We start from the raw sequence: 17,286 nt of genomic DNA, 5'->3' as shown, positions 1-17,286 counted from the left end.
GGACATACCTGTTCTTGCGTCATGGCTCGGCCTTGCAAGGAGTGGCGGCCCGGCAATGCCAACATAGGCCAGGTTCACCCTCTCAGCGCAGAGCGGAATACTGCCAGCCACCGCTTGGCAACACCCCCATCCGCAACGTAACCAGATCGCATGTCTGATTGTGCCGGTAGTTCCATAAAAGCCGACACCCTTGCCCAGCGCCGGGTGCTGCGGATTGCGCTCGGTCTTAATGTGGTGATGTTCGTAGCCGAGACCGGCGCAGGCTTGGTCGCCCACTCGACCGGCCTCATCGCCGATGGCCTCGATATGCTTGCCGATGCGACTGCCTATGGCATTGCCCTTGGCGCCATCACCCGCGGCCCGCGCTTCAAGGCAAATGCCGCCATGACGAGCGGAACGATCCTGCTGGTACTCGGGCTTGGTGTACTGATCGAGGTCGCACGCCGCTACTTTGGTGCCGAACAGCCTGAAGGACAAATGATGATCGCGGTGGGACTGGTTGCCTTGGCCGTCAATGCGGCGGTTTTGCGGATGCTCGGCAGGCAGAACCGCGATGAGGTGCACATCCGCGCCACATGGATTTTCACCCGTGCCGACGTGGTGGCCAACGCCGCTGTCATCGTGTCGGGCCTGGCGGTCCTGCTCACCGGCAATCGCTATTTCGACCTTGTCGTTGGATTGGGGATTGGCCTCTTTGTCATGCGCGAGGCGCTGGAAATCCTCGGCGATGCCGGCAAGGCCCGCAAGCTCACGCGTTAGCGCCAGAGTCCTTAGGCCTGACGAAACGCAGCATTCCGCCGGCGATCAGCGCAAACAGGGCTCCGGCAAGAAACGTTGTGTCAGGCCCCAAGCTCGACCACAGCATTCCGGCGAGGACACTGGCAAGCAGCATGGCGATCCCGGTCGCCAGGTTGAACAAGCCAAAGCCTGAACCCCGCAACTGCGCGGGTGCCGCGTCGGCGACCAGCCTTGCAAGGATGCCTTGCGTCAGCGCCATGTGCAGACCCCACATGGCTATCCCGGCAAAGGCCGCAATCAGCCCCGATCCGAATGCGAGCAGCAAATCCGCGATCACGAGGCAAACCAGACCACCAGCCATGGGCCACCTCGGATCGGCCCGGTCAGATATCGCCCCCGCCGGATAGGCTCCCAACGAATAGACCAGGTTCATCACTACCAGCACCAAGGGCGTCCATGCCAGCGGCAGCCCTTCGCCATTGGCCCTCAGCACGAGGAAGGATTCGCTGAACCGGGCCAAGGTAAAGACAACGCCCAGCGCCACGACCATCCAGAACCCCTGGTCGAACGATCGCAAGTCTGCGAGCTTGAGCGGCGGCTTGGCACTACCCACCTCCCGCCGCTCCGTCTCGCCGACGCCGAAAACCACCAGCAGGACCGAGATGACTGCCGGGACGAGCGCGATCCAGAAGATAGTACGCATGTTGTCGGCCAGCGCAAACATCAGGACGATCGCCGCCAGCGGCCCGAGGAACGCCCCGACTGTGTCGAGCGCCTGGCGCAGTCCATAGGCACGGCCTCGGATCTCGAGCGGGGTCACGTCGGCGACGAGGGCATCGCGCGGCGCGCCGCGCAGGCCTTTGCCGATCCGGTCGGCAAACCGGGCGCCGAGTACTGGCAGCGGCCCCGCCGCGATCGCGAAGAACGGTTTGGACAACGCGCCCAGCCCGTACCCCAGCAGGATGAGCGGTTTGCGGCGTCCGAACCGATCGGACAGGTAGCCCGAGAACATCTTGGTGATCGACGCAGTGGATTCGCCGATCCCGTCGATCAGCCCGACCATGGCCACGCTGGCCCCCAGCGTCCCGGTCAGGAACACTGGCAGCAGCGCGTGGATGATCTCGGACGACAGGTCCATGAACAGGCTGACGAGCCCCAACGCCCAGACTGTGCGCGGCACCCGCGCAGCCGGGCCGGGCCGGGCGCCTCTCACGAGTCGGAGCCTTGCGCGGACATTGGCAGGTCGCTCGTGGCAGTCCCATGCCTGCCAAACCGGAGAATCAGCGCGGGTAGGAACAACAGGCTCATAATGGTCGAGGTAACGAGGCCGCCGAGAATGACCAGCGCCATCGGCCCCTGGACCTCGCGGCCGGCCTGCCCGCTTTCGAGCGCCAGCGGCAGGAGTCCGAGCGCGGTGACCAGCGCGGTCATAAGGATCGGGGTCACGCGTTCCTCGGTCGCCCTGAGCACCGTGGCGATGCCGAAGCTCTCGCCTTCTTCCTGAACGAGATGATCGAGATGAGAGACCAGCAGGATCGCGTTGCGCGCGGCGATGCCGAACAGCGTGACGAACCCGACCAGTGCGCCGAGCGAAAGTACGCCGCCCGACAGACGTACCGCCACCACGCCCCCGACCAGCGCGAAGGGCGTTCCCGCAAGGATCAAAGCCGCCGAGCGCAGTCCGCCGAACGCCAGGATCAGCAAACCGACGATGGCAACAGCGGCGATCGCCACGTTGAGCATGATCTGGTGCGCGGCGGCTGCTTGCCCTTCGGCGACGCCGCTGTAGGCAAGTGTGACCCCCGCCGGCAGCCTGACCTTGGCGGCGATTGCCGTGCGTGCATCGCGAGCGAACCCGGCGACGTCGGTGCGGGTCGGGTTGAGCGTGACGACCTGGCGGCGCTGGCCACCATCGCGATTGATACTGCTTCGCCCTTCCTCGAGATAGATCGTCGCGACATCGCCCAGCCTGACCGACGAGCCATCGGCCGAGCGGACCAGCATGTCGCCAACGCTCTCCGGATCGCGGCGCAGTTCGGCGGGCAGGATGAGTGCCACGTCGGTCACTCGGTCGGCCTCGGCAACCTGCCCTGCGACATGGCCCTGGTTGGCGATCTCGATCGCGTCATTGGCATCGGCTGCGGTCACCCCGTGCGCGGCCATCCGGGCGGAATCGAGCTCGATGGTCAGCACTGGCGTTCCCGGCGGCGACTTGACCCTTACGTCGGCCGCGCCCGGTACCTGCTCGACAACGCTCGCCACCTGCATCGCGACCTTGTCGAGCGTATCGAGATCGGCGCCATAGATGCTGACCGCGAACTGCGCGGTCTCGCCCGAGAGGGACTCCCCTATCCGGTCGCCAAGGAAGGTCAGGGTCTCCGATTGAAGCGAGGGATAGTTGCCGAGCGTGCGGCGAATGGTGTCCAACGCCGCCTCTTGGCTGCGCGCGCCGCCAGGCTTGAGTTCGACGTGCAATTCGCTCTGGTTGGGCGGGAACGGATCCTCGCCCGTCTCCGCCCGGCCCATCTGCTGTTCGACCGTGGCGACGCCGGGGATCGCCATCAGATCGCGCGACAGCCGCGTGCCGGTCTCGCGCATCCAGCCAATCGACGCGCCGGGCGGCCCGTTGACCTTGAGCACGTAATGCCCTTCACGGAAGGCTGGCAACAGCTCGCCGCCAAAGGCCAGCAAGCCGACAATTCCGACCAAGCCGGTAATTGCAGTCGCCCCCACGACCATCGCCGACTTGTCGCAAACCCTGGTCAGGAAGCCGCGGTGCCACGCCTTTGCCCGGCCGAGCAGCGCCGGTTCGGCATGCGGTTCGGTACGCGACAGCAGCAGGTAGGCCAGCGCCGGGGTCAGCGTGATCGCAACGCAGAGCGAGGCCAGCACGGCCAGCAGGATCGCCAGCGCCAGCGGCGCGAAGAACGCGCCCTGCAGTCCGGTAAGGAACAGGATCGGCGCGATGGTCAGTGCGAGCACGTAGGTCGCATAGACGACCGGCGCGCGCACCTCGACACTGGCGGCGGCGATGATGGCGCGGCGGTCCCCGCCTTTAGCTCCTCGCAATCTCCGAACGATGTTCTCAACATCGACCACCGCATCGTCGACCACGACGCCCAGCGCCACGGTCAGTCCGCCCAGCGTCATGGTGTTGATCGTCTGCCCGAGAAGATCGAGCACGATCAGTGCGGCCAGCAGCGACAGCGGGATCGCCAGGAACGCGATCAGCGCCACCCGGATGTCGCGCAGGAACGCCATCAGGATGAAGCCGATCATCGCCGCACCGATCAACAGGTCGATCGACATGCCGTCGAGCGCCGTCTCGATGAAATTGGCGGGCCGGTGCAGCGCCGGATAGATCTGCACGCCTTGCGCCGCCAGTGAGGGGCGCAGGTCATCGAGCGTCGCCTCCACCGCGCGCGTGGCATCGAGGGTATTGGCGCCGTATTGGCTGAACAGCGAGACCAGCACGCCGGGGCGGCCCATGATCAGGGCGTCCCCCATCTGCGGCCCGGCAGCCAGATCGATATCGGCAACATCTCGCAAACGGATCGCCGGGCCGCCGCCGCTGGAGATCAACGCATTGCCCAGCGCTGCCGCATCGATGCGGCCATTGGTCGGGCGCACGAGAATGCGCTGGTTGGAGGTTTCGGCAAAGCCGCCGCCGCGCACCGTGGTTAGCGCCGATACCGCCGCCGAGACATCGGCCAGCGAGATCTGCCGGGCCACAAGGGCTTCGGGCCGCACGCGCACTTCGAAGCGCGATTCGGCCGAGCCATAGATCACCGCACCCGCCACGCCGCGGGTCGCCAGCAGCCGCGGCTTCAAGGTCCATTCGGCGAAGGCACGAAGCTGACGCTGATCCATCCGATTGCTGACCAGCCCGATCTTGAGCATGTCCATCGTCGAGGAGGTCAGCGGCGAAAGAGCGGGCGTCGCCACACCGATAGGCAACTGGCCGGAGACCTTGGCCAACGCTTCGGCCACGACCTGCCGGACCTTCAGTGGATCCGAGCCCTCCTTGAAGGTTATCCGGATGATCGACAGGCCCTGCGCCGATTCCGACCGCACCGTCTCGACCCCATTGGCACCGTTGACGGCGTTTTCGAGCGGCCGGGTCACCAGCGCCTCGACCTGCTCGGCGACGAGGCCGGGGGATTCGGTTTGGATCGTGACCTGCGCGGGCACGAACTCGGGAAACACGTCGTAGCGCGCGCGTTCGAGCACCACGATGCCGTAGGTGAGCAGGATCGCAGCCATACCCAGCACAACCCAGGCATTGCCCACGCACCAGCGAACGAGCCGATCGAGCATGGGCCTAGTCGTCCTCGCCAGCAGACTGCGCCGGGCGCGTCTCGAGCGCCAACAGACTGGCACCGCCATGCACGACGACCACCGTCCCTGGCGTCAGGCCGCCGCGCACCAGCCAGCCTTCGCTGACGGGGATCGGTTCGACCAGGGCTTCGCGCTCGAACTTGCCGCCCTCGCGGCGATAGACCCACATCTGCCCCTGATAGCGCACGATCGCGTCGCGCGGCACGAGCACACCGGAAACAGTGCCCGAGGCGGCGGCCTGCGCGGCCAGAACCCGCCCGGTGAGAACCTGCCGCACCACCGGCCCCGTCAGGACCACCAGCACGCCGGCGGATTGCAGCTTGCTGTCCGATGCAGCGGCCGCGCCGAGCACGCGGGCGCTCGTCTGACCCTCTCCCGCTGTTATTTGCACGATCGAGCCGCCAGTCAGCAGCACGCCCGGAATATCGATCCGGACCAGTGCAGCTTCGCCCGCGGCGATACGCGAAACGAGCTGGTGAACGCCGGTGTCCCCTAGCGTGGCAAGTCCCGGCCCATATTCGAGGGCGATCCGCTGTCGGGCAAGGCGAAGCCGGGCAATGTCCGCACTCGCCTGCGCTCGCGCCGCTTCGACCGACCGGCGCGAGGCGCTGATGTCATTGCGATAAAGCGCGTCGAGCCGGGCCGCTTGGGCTTGCGAAGCGGCGGCCGTGGCCTGCGCGCTGTCGATTTCAGCAATGATGGCGGCAAGCGGTCCGGCGTCGAGACCCCTCGCATAGCCACTGGCCTGCTGCGCCCCGGACCAGGCAGAGAGCGGCGCTTCGACTATGCCGAGGCGCTGGCGCAGCGCCGCATTGCGAACCGGGTCGGGACTGGCGGCAGCTACCGGCCTGTCGCCATCGGCGTCGCCTTCCTTTTCGCCAAGCTCACCCACCAGATAGAGCGCAAGCGCCAGCAGCGAAGCGCCCGCCGCTGCGCCCAAGGCGACCAGCGCCGCTCCCTTGCCCCCGCTCACGATCCTGTTCCTTCCAGCAATGTTTCCGGCCCCGACAGCGGACGCCGCAGGGCCTCTTCCAGCGCCGCATCAGCGGCGAGGACCCGCGCCAGCGCGTCAAGCTCGGCAAGGCGCGCCACTTCGAGCCCGGCTTGCGCCGCAGCCCAATCGTTCCGGTCGATGGCCCCTGCCGCCAGTTCGCGGTCGGCCTGTGCGGCGAGCCGAACGGCGATCGGCAGGTCGAGTTCGCGCGTCTGATTAATCGAACGCCTTGCCGCCGCCGCTTCGGCCATTGCCTGATCGATCCCGGCTACGGCCGAGGCATAAAGCGCCTCCACGTCAACGCCTGCCTGGCTGCGGCGCGCCTCAGCTGCCGCGATTGCCCGCAGGTTGAGATCGAACGGCGGCAGCGCCAGCCCAAGGTTGAAGGGAATCTTGACCAGCCCGTGGTCCCAGCTGAACCCCGGCCCGACGCTCAGCGCCGGATACTGCTTCGCGACTTCGCCGCGCAGATCGAACTCGGCCTGATCGTAGAGCACCATCGCCTTGAGCAAGTCGGGGCGTCCAAGCAAAGCCGCGGCACGATCCGCAGCCGATGGCGTGTTGGCTGACGTCGGCGATGCAAACTCCGGCCAACTGCGAGCCAGTGGCTGCACCTGTTCGGGCGGCACGCCCAGCGCAGCGGCAATCTGGACGAGGGCGGCTTCTCCCCGGGCCCGGGCCGCAGCAACGCGGGCGCGGGCATCGGCGAGGTCAGCCCGTGTGTGCTCCAGTTCGGCGCGCGAAGCCTCACCCTGCGCGACCCGTCGTTGCAGCACCGCAAAACGCCGCTCCTGCAAGGCCTGGAGGCGATCGGCGACAATCCCCTGCCGCACGGATACCAGTTGCTCGGCCAGTGCGCGGACGAGCGCCATCCGCGCAGTCCAGACCGCTTCAGCAAGATCGTAGCGCGCCGCGGTCACGCCAAGCTCGGCCGTGCCGATGCGCGCAGCCCGGCGTCCGCCCGTGTCGAGCGGAATGTCCGCGCCGATGCCCAGCAACCACGGCGGCGAATCCGCGCCGGCATATTCGCTGCTCAAGGTCATGGTTGGCCCCGTTGGTGCATGGGCGGCACGCGCTGCCGCTTCGGCGCTCGCCACCCTGGCTCGAGCAGCCGCGACGGAAGGATTGTTGGCGAGCAGCACTTCGAACAGCACCAGCTTGTCGGGATTGCCCGCATCGCACGGCGCGCGCGGCGCCGCCATCCGACAGGCGGCAGCGGCGCTGTCGAGATCGACGGTCCGCGCAGAAAACCGTGCTGCGGTGGTCGCGATGCTGACGGGCTCAGGCGTATAGTGCGTACAGCCAGCGAGTGCGAGCACGGCTGCGGCTACACAGGCACCCTGGCCCCACTGGCCGCGGCGCTTGAAGATCGCTGACTGTTTGCGGGTTTGCGCGATCACGCGGCAGTCCTTCGGGAAAAGCGGATTTCGGCGCGAAGGCCTGGCCTTGCATCGCCGAGCGCGAAGGTTGCGCCGTGCGCCTGTGCTACGGCCCGCACCAGGCTCAAACCCAGCCCGTGGCCGGGAGCGAAGCGGGCGGATTGTAGCCGAACGAAGCGTTGCTGCACGCGCTCGCGGTCGGCCTCTGGAATGCCCGGGCCGTTGTCGCTGACGGTCACCAGCGCGCCGCGATCGTCGCAGCGGACCTGAAGGCCAATCACCGATCCCGGCGGCGTATGCCGCAAGGCGTTCTCGACGAGGTTGGTGAGCGCTTGGGCGATCAATTCGCGATCGCCGTGGACCCTGATGCCGGAGCCCACGGCGACGTGAAGGATTCGCTGCTCATCCTCAGCCAGAAGTTCAAGCGTTTCGCCCAGTTCCGAGACGAGTGCCGACAGATCGACTGCCGTGAAAGCGCGGCGCAGGCTGCCTTCCTCGACTTCGGAAATGCGCAGGATCGCGTTGAACAGGGCAAGCACATTGTCTGCCTGCGCCACGGCTTCGTCAATGGACGCACTGGTGGCGGCCTGTGCCTGGCTCCCGCGCATGCGTTCGAGATGGTTGCGCAGGTGCGAAAGCGGCGTGCGCAGGTCATGCGCCAGATCGGCCGAAACTTGCCGGAGGTTGGCGATCAGGCTGGCGATCCGGTCGAGCATCGCGTTGAGCGATTGCGCCACGCGGTCGAACTCGTCACCCGCAGCGCCAACGTCGGCACGTTGCTCCAGATCGCCGCCGATGATTGCGCTGGCGGTCGCCTCGATGCTCTCAAGCCGTTTCCGCAGATAGCGCGCCAGCAACAGGGCGCCGCCCAGACCCAGCAATAACAGGGCAAGCACAGCGCTGCCGAACATCGCCAGGATCGTGTGGTCCATCGCCTCGAGCGATTCGAGATCTGCGGCAACAACCAGGCGGTAGCCGCCCGGCAGCTCAGTCACTTGCACGCGGGCCTGCTCGCGCCCTTCGCCCGGATCATCGAAACCGATTGTGTGCCAACCCGCTGGTGCGGACGGAATGGCCAGATTGCCAGCAATCCTTATCCTATTGACGTCGAACAAGGCAGTTCCAAGCCCGATCGGGCGGTTCACCCCCTGTTGGTCGAGCGCCGACTGCACTCCTCTGATTCCGTCATCGTGGTATTCGACCAAAAGCGCGTTCGTCGCCTGCTCAATGCGGGCGTCGATCTGGCGTGAGAAGGCCAGATGGGTCGCAACGTAGACGCCTACGCCCAGCAGCAGCGTCGCCGCTGCATAAGCCAGCCAGCCCCAGAGCGCGATCCGGTTGGCGGCGCTGCCGCGGCCCAAGTTCATGTTGTGCGAACCCGGTAGCCCGCGCCGCGCGCAGTTTCGATGAGATCGGGAAGGCCGCCCTCGTTGAGCTTCGCCCGCAACCGGCTCATGTGGGTCTCGACAATCTTGGTCTGCGGATCGAAATGAAAATCCCAGACCTGCTCCAGCAGCATAGTCCGGGTCACGTACTCGCCGGCCTGCCGCATCAGCACTTCCAGCAGCCGGAATTCCCGGGGCTGGAGCGTGACAACCCTGCCGCCCCGCCGCACCTCGCGGGCGATGAGGTCGATTTCCAGCGGCCCTGCCCGTAGTTTCGTGGCGATCCCGCCCTGGGCATACCTGCGGCCGAGCGCCTGCACTCGAGAGACAAGTTCAGCAGGCGCAAACGGCTTGACCAGATAGTCGTCGGCGCCTGCGTCAAGCCCGTCGACCCGGTCCTCGATCCGCCCGAGCGCGGTAAGCATCAGCACCGGGGTCATAACGCCGCGGCCGCGCAATGTCCTGAGCAGGGTCAGTCCATCGAGTTCTGGAAGCATGCGATCGAGAATGATCACGTCCCATGGCGACGAGCACGCGAGGAGCAGGGCCTGTTCGCCACAGCCGGCGGATGACACGACATGGTCCAGATCAACGAGACAAGTCTCGATGAACTCAATCGTGTCTACATCGTCTTCGGCAAGAAGGATGCGCATGCCCTGAATAGTCCCCGCTGACTGGACGCGCGGTTTGGCGGTCGTCGAATTCGCGTTCGATAGCTTTGTTACGCGGGCAATGGGGGATACAATTGTGTAACCCAACACTTTGACCGCTTTGGCATGCTGAAAAGCCAATCAGCCGTCGATCAATCGTAGTGCTTGGGCCTGCCCGATTACCCTTCTCACCCCCTCTGGCGACCACGTCAGCCCCCCTCTGGGCGTCGGCTCGCGCAAATCACGCGACAGCCACGCGGCAATCTCCCGCAGCGACGCATTTGGATGACTGTTGAGGCGATCGGCCACCAGCCTCGCAACCCGTGTATCGGGCGGAAGCCGAGGCGCGGCTTCCAGGATCGCCGGATCCGCGTATCCGGCCTGCACCATGGTGCGGCACGCCTTGACCAGCGTGCGCTCGCTGAACGAGCGGACTGGCGGCGAGATCGCCCTTACCTGCCGTAGCACCAACGCCCAGGGCAGATGGGGGCGCAAGCGCTCGACTGTCGGCAGCCACCGGTGGCGCCCGTCGAGCAGCTCATTGAGATGGCGCTGCTTCAGGCTGTAGCGAATGTCGTCGATCGCGACGGGGTCTCTGGCGCGCATCCGAGGATTGCCAGGCTGTGCGCCACGCGCAACCGCCGCTTTCAATCCGGCCCGCGTTCTTTCCCGGATCAGCGCACGCTCGAACTCGGCAAAGGCGCCCAGCATCTGCGTCATCAGCATGCCCTGAGCGCTCGACGTGTCGATCGGATCATTGATCGAGCGGAAGTACGCGCCCTTGGCCCGCAGCGTCTCGACGATTTCAAGCAGGTGCGCCAGCGACCGCGCTAGGCGGTCGATGCGGACCACCAGCAGCGTGTCCCCCTTCCCCACGCGATCCAGGGCTCTGGCGAGGCTTGGACGCTCCTTGCTCGCCCCGCTGGCTTTGTCCTCGAAGATTACGCTGCAGCCCTGCGCGCGAAGAGCATCCTGCTGGGCCGCCGTGTCCTGTTCGTCGGTCGAAACGCGGGCATAGCCGATCAGGGTCATTTGTCACATATCATATAATGAGGGCATTCGGTCGGTTGCCTCCGTATGATATAAATTTAGGCGCGCGATGACCAGCGACAATTGGCGTGATCTCGGCAACGCTGTGGAAGGCCGATTTCGAGGAAGGGGGCTATATCCAAGCCCCCGATCACTCAGCTTCCGCTGACCTGCATTTCGGACTCTGGAGCTTCGGAAAGCCGCGTGTTTCTGCCGCTTGGGCCATCAGGCGTCCGCTGGTATTCTTGCGATAATCCGGTCGTATTCTTGCAATCGGACCTTGGAAATCGCCGAAAGGCGGAGAGTCCGGTCGTATTCTGGAAACGACACACCCTATAAGGAGGGGTCAATTCCGCTTATGTGATAAGTACAATTATCGCATATGAACTTTTCGACGATAGCATGAGGCGAAACCAACTGCTGACTTTGGTTTCCTCACGCGCTAAGCGTAAGAGCGATGCAGGAGATCGTCGACCGCCGCGCAAATGACCCAATGTTGCTGCTCGGCCGGCTCGACGGCCGGCTTCATCATAGTACAAGCGCCGACATTTTCCTTGCGCGATCGCGCCTTCACGGCGCCGCGGCGTTAGCAGGTCTCGCCGGCGTGCCGATCGCTGTCGGCGACCTGCAGGATTGGATCGCGGGGCGAAGCGCCCCTCCCCGCGCCTCCGAAGGTCTCAACGATCCGATATCGGTGGCGTCCATTTTCCACCTCGCACTAAGTCGGGACGAGGATGTCAGAGACCCGGTTGGCCGCGCATCCCTCAATGCTCTCCGAACCATCCTCGACGACCGTGCAGAGGCTGAGCGCTATGGTGGAGACGATCTCGCACACTTCGGCCCGCTCTGGCGTCAGGTGAAGTCTGCGGCGGATGCACCCTTCCCCGTCGCCGATCTCCGGTCCATCGCCGAGCGCGTGTTCGCTCTTGCCGAAATGACCGAGCGTCTTCCGGTCGGCGCCTCGGAGGTTGTTGCGATCGACGGACGCTCGTTGGAGCTTCCTCCCCGCTGCCGCGATCGCAACTGGCTCGTCGCGACCGCTCTTCCTCGCATGCTCTACCGCGCTGGCTTCACGAGCCGCATCATCCCCTCACTGGTGCCGCTCCCCAAGTTCATGCCCCCTTCCCCTGCCGCGCTGACCGGGTTCCTCGCTAAGGAGATCGGGCAGATCAGCGCGGCGGGGCTCCGCGAGCTTTCCGCAATTGAGCATGACGTCGCCAAGCTCACCAATTTAGGTGCAACTCAGCGAAGTCGCCTGCCGCTTCTCGGGCGCCTATTGATCGCCTATCCAGGGCTCCAGGCATCCTCCGTTTCGAAGCTGCTGTCTGTGACACCTCAGGGTGCCCGAAAGCTCCTCGCGGCGCTGCCCACCACGCCTGCCGCGCAGCGCCGGCTGCGGGCCGAATAGCGACCGGGACGCCCTCCGTACTGAAACGCCGTCTCGCTTGTTTTGCTCAGCTCGCCGGCAACAGTTCTTCGATCGCTTTCATGAGCTCGGCCTTCGTGGCGCCGGTCCGGGGCACGATCTTGATCGTGATCCCCCCACCTCTGGCACTGGCATAGCGCAGAATCGTCTTTCCGCCTTTGCCCGTGATCTCTCGCTCGCCAGTCTCCTTCTTCTTTGCCTCAACGGTCGCACGAACAAGTCGCTTCGCCACCTCGGGTCCGGTCAGACTGGAACCACCATTCCTACGCTCGGCCTCGATGCGCTCGGCCTCGTCTCGCATTCGCTTCAGAGTTTTCGGTTCGCTGGTCAGCGGTTTGATATCGCGCGCCACTCGAACGGTAATGTCGTGGGTGTCCGAAAATGCCGCCACGATCTCCTCAGGAAGCCTCGCAACATCCAGCAGGCGGCTCAGCCATGACCGCGAGAGGTTGAGATGCTCCGCCATCTGGGACTGGGAGTTCTCGTAAAACTCCGACAGCGCTCGCGCATATTCCTTTGCACGCTCCCAGTCTGAAATGTCCTTTCGCGACCGATTTTCAACGTCCGAAACCCGGAATGCCTCTTCATCCGTGACGGTCTGGATCGTGACGAGATAATCAAATTCTGGATGATGATGTTCGCGGAGCCACTGGACGGTCCACCACCGGCGAACGCCAGCGATGATCTCATAATCGTAGTCAGGATCGTCCTTCAGACGACGCACGATCGCCGGGATGCGCTGCCGCTTCGCCGCGAGAAAGGAGTCGATCAGATCGCGACAGCTCTCTTCGGACAAATGGTCCAGGTCGCGATTGTGCATCCGCCAGGGACGGCAACGAGCCGGGTCCACCCACTCCGTTCGATCGGTAACCGTCTTGCCGCTCGCTATCCGCGCCAGGGTCTGGCTTCGGCTCGCGATGATCCCTTCCGAGGGGCTCGCATTGTCAAGCTCGGCCTCATTATCCAGGCCTTCGGTGAACATCGAGCCGAAGCCCTTATTTCCTTTTGTCATCGGCTCGCTCCTACTCGAATTTCCGGCATCTTGGAGACCCGATTTGTTGGTCTGTTGCCACGTGGCAACAAACCGAAATTCGCCTCGCCTTCGGCTCCCCTTTTCTGAGGGAAAACTGATCCTGGAATTTGGCTCATGATACTGTTTATAAACGCTTTCCTTGCTCGGTTGCCACGTGGCAACAACGCATCATTCTTAGCAGATTTCAGCCCCATAGACGGCGAACAATTGCCCGCAGTTGCCACGTGGCAACTGCTGCTCAAAGCTGCCCCCCTGCCCGGCTCGGCCAGGTCCGCAAAACGTCTTCTTCGATGTCTCGGCAAACCTCATTCAGATGCCTCATGCACCGGTTGTAAACCTCGTGCGAAGTGACGGGCTTTTCCAGTTCAAAGACCGTCTTCATCCGCGAGCTGGCATTGTCGATCTCCGCACTGGTGACCATCACCGAAGAAGACATTGAGCCTCCGAAAACGCTCCGCATCATCGAAAGTATCTCACGATGCATCGACTTGCTGTCGTCGACCCGGCTGCCGACGAGACGGATGAAATTGTAAGCCGGGCGCCCCCTCCCCGCGAGCTGCTCGAGCTGCTTCATCGTGGTCTTCGCCATGTCGATAAACGACACCGTCGATGCGAAGTCGACCAGGCTTGGCGGCACGGGGATCACCATCGCATTGGCTGCTTGAAGGACCGCCATGGAGACCATGCCGAGTGCTGGAGGCGGATCCATGATCACCACATCGTAATCTTCTACCACCGAGTCGATGGCCTCGGCGATCAGGTCGATGATGTTCAGGTTCTGATTGCGCGCGAGGTAGCCGGCGATCTCGTATTCGAGATTGTAGAGCCGCAAATTCGCAGGGATCAGATCGAGCCCATGGAAGTGGGTCTTCCGAATGATCTTTCGCACACCCAGCAATTCCGGGTTATGGAAATGCCCATAGAGCGTGTCGTCCTCCTCCAGATCGACGTCTGGTCGGTAGCCGAACATCATTGTCGATGAAGCTTGGCTGTCGCAGTCGATAAACAGCACACGATAGCCGTTGATCGCGAAGTGCTGAGCCAGGTGCAGCGCGATCGTGGACTTGCCGACACCGCCCTTGAAATTGCAGACCGAGAGAATGGCGGGTGGATCTTCCGGGCTGCGCCACGGACGCGTTCCGAACACCTCACGCATATGATCGAGTTCTTCGAGCGTATATTGGACGCGATGACCGGAAGCCGTCCGCCCACGCTCCGGCAAACGCCCGTCGCGTTCAGCTTCTCGGATCGCCGACGCGGTGCGTCCGACAAGTGATGCAGCCTTGGAGATAGGGAAGGTGGGGGCTCGCTTCTGCCCTGTCTCTGGATCGACCGCGCTGTCGCGGATCCGCTTGAGGATCGTGAGCGCTTTACGGTGAAGCACATCCAGGCCACCTTCCAGAAGGTCATCGGCGGGGACATTTGTGGGATCAGTGGCCATGAGATTCCGCTTTTGTGGGTTTGATGGCCCACAATAGCGACGTTGGCAGTTTCGAGCAACGATTTGGCCATCGAACTTACAACTTTACCGATGATCTCCGAGCCGTTTCGGATTTCAAGGTAATGCCAATGCGCCCTGGTAGAGGCGCACCGATGATCTCCGAGTCGGTGCAAGCTTTTCGAAAACTTGCTGCGTCCGGCTGCACCGAGCGATGCCCTGTGGATAAATACCGATGATCTCAGTACCTTCCGATGATCTCGGTGCGTCCTACCAATGATCTCGGTGCCAACAGACCGATGATCTCGGAGCGCATACCTATTACATGAATCCCTGAATCAATCCGATTCGCGAATCGGCTTCAAAATTTCGATTTTTGAAAGTGGGAAGGGGCGATTCGGCAAAAGCGGCACCGAGATCATCGGTCGAATTGCAACTCTCACCCCTGATTTCCCGCCAAAACTGCCAACAGGGTTGATTTCGAAACCCAAACCTGTTGAGACAGCGCCATCACAGACCCCGGAGATTCGGGGAAGGGCGGAACAATGAACGGAGATCAGCATAGGCCGATTGGGCACCAATATGCACTCGCCATGATCGATGGCGGTGCAGAGAATGTCCGGAAGCTTGCCTCCACTGCCGGAACCCAATTGACGCTCGACGCCTTCCTGCGAGTCCACGACGAAGAGCCTGTCCCGGCATTTCTCCATTCCGCGCTTTGCGCCATGTCGCTCCCGACCAAGCGCCCGAAGGACGACACGCTCCCGATTATCCGGGAAGACGGCAAGTACGCGCTGGCAATCAACCCTCGGCCGGTTCTTCAAAATATCGATGGCAAGTCGGTCATGAGAAGCCTGGGTGTTCCATATGGGGCCTATCCCAGGGTTGCGCTCATCTATCTGCTTTCACAGGCGGTAATGAAGCGTTCGCGCGACGTCTATCTCGGCCGCAACTTCACGGAATGGATGCGGCGGCTTGGCTATCAAACGGTGTCCTATGGCCCCCGTGGCACCGCAAATCTGATGCGCGAACAGGTCGACCGCTTGCTGGCGTGCGAGTGGCAGATTCGCTGGGATGGCACCGAAACGGACGACAACGCCTTTGCGGTCCGCGATGTGAAGATCTCAAATGAATATGCTGGTTCACTCGACAAGAACGGCACCTTCGCGCGGGAAATCCGTATGTCGGAGGTCTTCTACAGTCACCTTATCGAGCACGCTGTCCCATTAAACGAAGTAGCGATCCGGGAGCTTAAAGGGACGCCAACGGCGCTCGATCTCTATACCTATCTTGCCTATCGCCTCCCACGGATCGGCTCCGACAAGGGGCAGATCATTTCTTGGGATCAACTGGCAAAGCACCTCGGCAACGAGGCTGACAGCAAGCGCTTTCGTCAAACGGTGCGGGAGACGATGCAGCTCGTCTCGGCGGTTTATCCCAACGCGAACGTCGATCTCTCCGGCAGGAAGGTGGTCCTTCATCCGTCTCCAGCGCCGATGGAGCGTAAATTGGTCGGACCCCATTTGCGACTTGTTGGGGCGCCAGGCGTCGAAACGGCACCGAGATCATCGGTTCGCACCGTTCCGCAGGCAACGAAACCCGCAGCGAAATCAGACGAACCGCTTCACGCATTCCCGCCGGGAACGCTTTCCTATGGCGACCGCGAACAGGCGTTTCGGAGTGTCGGTCTCACTAAGGGCCATCCTTGGTCAGTCGACGATATGGCCAACGCATTCCGCAAGGGATTCGCCGATATCAAGAGGCCCCGGACCGACACCGAATGGATGCGGCTCTGGGAGGCCTTCGTGATCAAATATGCGGATCGGCGGAAGAACCGGCCTGACGATTGACCGATGATGTCCGAGCCGTTCGTCGCCTGCGAACGAGCCCGAGTCGTGCCCGATGAAGCGATCAACGTGAGCGCGCCGACCCTCATCGTTGATAGGTCCGGGTCACAGCGCCATGCGCTGAAAGAGGGAAGGGGGGATGTGGCTACCGAGCAGGAGGTAGTCCTATGCCACTCACGGCCAAACGACCGACCCAGGAACTTGTTGACCTCGTAGGCGCTCTTGGCGGCACCTGGACCGGCTACAGGGCTATGGCCCGTTGCCCGGCACATGGCGACAACGATCCAAGTCTTTCGATCCGCCAAGGTGACCGCGGCATTCTGGTGACGTGCTTCGCGGGTTGCGCACGCGATGATGTTCTGCGGGAATTGCGTCGGGTTCGAACCGGCCAACATTATGCAATACCGGAACAGGATCGACCGCAAGGCAGCGCCAATGTCTCGCGCATCTGGGAGCAGGCCGTTGGCGTCAAAGGGACGCTGGCCGAGCGCTATCTTGAGCGACGCAACTTGTTGCCAGCGCCTGCCGACGTGCGCTTCCATTCGCGCTGCCCATACCTCCCGAAGCCGAAAACCGTTTATCGACCGGCTTTGCTGATTGCTGTTCGCGAGATCCGGCAGCTCGTCGCGATCCAGCGCAACTTTCTCGACCCTGCGACAGCGAAGTGCCTCCGAAAAGTCATGCTCGGCGTGCCTGGGACAGGCGCATGGCGGGGCCGGGCAGGGGGCGAGACGCTGGCGATCGCCGAAGGTTTCGAGACTGCCGGCGCCTACACCCGCATCAAGGACATCCCCTGCTGGGCCTCACTTGGCGCCAGGCGGCTCGATCAACTGGTCATTCCACCCGGCATTACGACCCTGCTGATCGCAGAGGACAATGATCCAGAAGGGCGTCGCGCCGCGGCGTCCGCCGAAGCGAAATATGCCCGTCCCGGGCTCATCATCCGCCGCGACCCGCCGCCGCCGGCTTTCAAGGATTGGGCAAAGTTCCTCGACGCGCACTGCCGGACCTGATCCCGGGGCGGAGAGA

At 63.5% G+C, this 17,286-nt stretch carries 13 protein-coding genes; 4 read left to right on the top strand and 9 right to left on the bottom strand.

Annotation, left to right across the window (positions count from 1 at the left end; all coding sequences use genetic code 11):
• The first annotated feature begins 150 nt into the window (after positions 1 to 150).
• Entirely contained in the window at positions 151 to 759 is a 609-nt protein-coding gene (locus tag F7P65_RS00370; RefSeq protein WP_150289898.1) for a cation diffusion facilitator family transporter, read from the top strand.
• On the opposite strand, the gene F7P65_RS00365 is transcribed toward F7P65_RS00370, so the two are convergent.
• The 7 genes from F7P65_RS00365 to F7P65_RS00335 form a co-directional block, all read right to left on the bottom strand.
• Positions 749 to 1,918, bottom strand: coding sequence for an MFS transporter (locus F7P65_RS00365; protein WP_275897539.1), 1,170 nt, complete (start codon positions 1,916 to 1,918; stop codon positions 749 to 751). The genes F7P65_RS00370 and F7P65_RS00365 overlap by 11 nt on opposite strands.
• 29 nt (positions 1,919 to 1,947) lie before the next feature.
• Positions 1,948 to 5,055, bottom strand: a complete 3,108-nt coding sequence (locus F7P65_RS00360) for an efflux RND transporter permease subunit (RefSeq protein WP_150289896.1) — start codon at positions 5,053 to 5,055, stop codon at positions 1,948 to 1,950.
• A gap of 4 nt (positions 5,056 to 5,059) precedes the next feature.
• On the bottom strand, positions 5,060 to 6,049 hold the full coding sequence (locus tag F7P65_RS00355) for an efflux RND transporter periplasmic adaptor subunit (RefSeq protein ID WP_150289895.1): 990 nt from the start codon (positions 6,047 to 6,049) through the stop codon (positions 5,060 to 5,062).
• Positions 6,046 to 7,470 (bottom strand): TolC family protein, encoded by a 1,425-nt coding sequence (locus F7P65_RS00350; RefSeq protein ID WP_150289894.1) that lies wholly within the window; start codon positions 7,468 to 7,470, stop codon positions 6,046 to 6,048. Before F7P65_RS00350 ends, F7P65_RS00355 begins: the two co-directional genes overlap by 4 nt.
• Positions 7,467 to 8,810 (bottom strand): sensor histidine kinase, encoded by a 1,344-nt coding sequence (locus tag F7P65_RS00345; RefSeq protein WP_162854504.1) that lies wholly within the window; start codon positions 8,808 to 8,810, stop codon positions 7,467 to 7,469. The genes F7P65_RS00350 and F7P65_RS00345 overlap by 4 nt, the downstream gene beginning before the upstream one ends.
• Before the next feature lie 2 nt (positions 8,811 to 8,812).
• Positions 8,813 to 9,487 (bottom strand): response regulator transcription factor, encoded by a 675-nt coding sequence (locus tag F7P65_RS00340; RefSeq protein ID WP_150289965.1) that lies wholly within the window; start codon positions 9,485 to 9,487, stop codon positions 8,813 to 8,815.
• Between the two features lie 138 nt (positions 9,488 to 9,625).
• Positions 9,626 to 10,516 (bottom strand): recombinase family protein, encoded by an 891-nt coding sequence (locus tag F7P65_RS00335; RefSeq protein WP_150289892.1) that lies wholly within the window; start codon positions 10,514 to 10,516, stop codon positions 9,626 to 9,628.
• Between the two features lie 454 nt (positions 10,517 to 10,970).
• Here F7P65_RS00335 and F7P65_RS00330 point away from each other — a divergent pair, with 454 nt between their 5' ends.
• Complete coding sequence (locus tag F7P65_RS00330) at positions 10,971 to 11,921, top strand: hypothetical protein (protein ID WP_051743944.1); 951 nt, start codon at positions 10,971 to 10,973, stop codon at positions 11,919 to 11,921.
• Between the two features lie 46 nt (positions 11,922 to 11,967).
• On the opposite strand, the gene F7P65_RS00325 is transcribed toward F7P65_RS00330, so the two are convergent.
• Both F7P65_RS00325 and F7P65_RS00320 read right to left on the bottom strand, forming a co-directional pair.
• Entirely contained in the window at positions 11,968 to 12,951 is a 984-nt protein-coding gene (locus F7P65_RS00325; RefSeq protein WP_066764086.1) for a ParB/RepB/Spo0J family partition protein, read from the bottom strand.
• Positions 12,952 to 13,210: 259 nt separating this feature from the next.
• Complete coding sequence (locus F7P65_RS00320; RefSeq protein WP_062787893.1) at positions 13,211 to 14,413, bottom strand: AAA family ATPase; 1,203 nt, start codon at positions 14,411 to 14,413, stop codon at positions 13,211 to 13,213.
• 542 nt (positions 14,414 to 14,955) lie between these two features.
• Here F7P65_RS00320 and F7P65_RS00315 point away from each other — a divergent pair.
• Entirely contained in the window at positions 14,956 to 16,260 is a 1,305-nt protein-coding gene (locus F7P65_RS00315) for a replication protein RepA (protein ID WP_062787891.1), read from the top strand.
• 164 nt (positions 16,261 to 16,424) lie between these two features.
• A complete protein-coding gene (locus F7P65_RS00310) occupies positions 16,425 to 17,270 on the top strand; it encodes a DUF7146 domain-containing protein (RefSeq protein ID WP_030092781.1) in 846 nt (281 codons plus the stop codon).
• Positions 17,271 to 17,286: the final 16 nt, after the last annotated feature.

Source organism: Sphingobium estronivorans (assembly GCF_008692605.1).
GTDB lineage: Bacteria > Pseudomonadota > Alphaproteobacteria > Sphingomonadales > Sphingomonadaceae > Sphingobium > Sphingobium estronivorans.
The sequence above is the reverse complement of the archived record's forward strand: the minus strand, read 5'-3'. Positions and strand labels throughout refer to the sequence as shown.

Bases quoted from the DNA above. Each gene is read 5' to 3' on its own strand.
- F7P65_RS00370 (WP_150289898.1), top strand. From the start codon at position 151: ATGTCTGATTGTGCCGGTAGTTCCATAAAAGCCGACACCCTTGCCCAG.
- F7P65_RS00310 (WP_030092781.1), top strand. From the start codon at position 16,425: ATGCCACTCACGGCCAAACGACCGACCCAGGAACTTGTTGACCTCGTA.
- F7P65_RS00330 (WP_051743944.1), top strand. From the start codon at position 10,971: ATGCAGGAGATCGTCGACCGCCGCGCAAATGACCCAATGTTGCTGCTC.
- F7P65_RS00335 (WP_150289892.1), bottom strand. From the start codon at position 10,516: ATGACCCTGATCGGCTATGCCCGCGTTTCGACCGACGAACAGGACACG.
- F7P65_RS00340 (WP_150289965.1), bottom strand. From the start codon at position 9,487: ATGCGCATCCTTCTTGCCGAAGACGATGTAGACACGATTGAGTTCATC.
- F7P65_RS00320 (WP_062787893.1), bottom strand. From the start codon at position 14,413: ATGGCCACTGATCCCACAAATGTCCCCGCCGATGACCTTCTGGAAGGT.
- F7P65_RS00325 (WP_066764086.1), bottom strand. From the start codon at position 12,951: ATGACAAAAGGAAATAAGGGCTTCGGCTCGATGTTCACCGAAGGCCTG.
- F7P65_RS00360 (WP_150289896.1), bottom strand. From the start codon at position 5,055: ATGCTCGATCGGCTCGTTCGCTGGTGCGTGGGCAATGCCTGGGTTGTG.
- F7P65_RS00315 (WP_062787891.1), top strand. From the start codon at position 14,956: ATGAACGGAGATCAGCATAGGCCGATTGGGCACCAATATGCACTCGCC.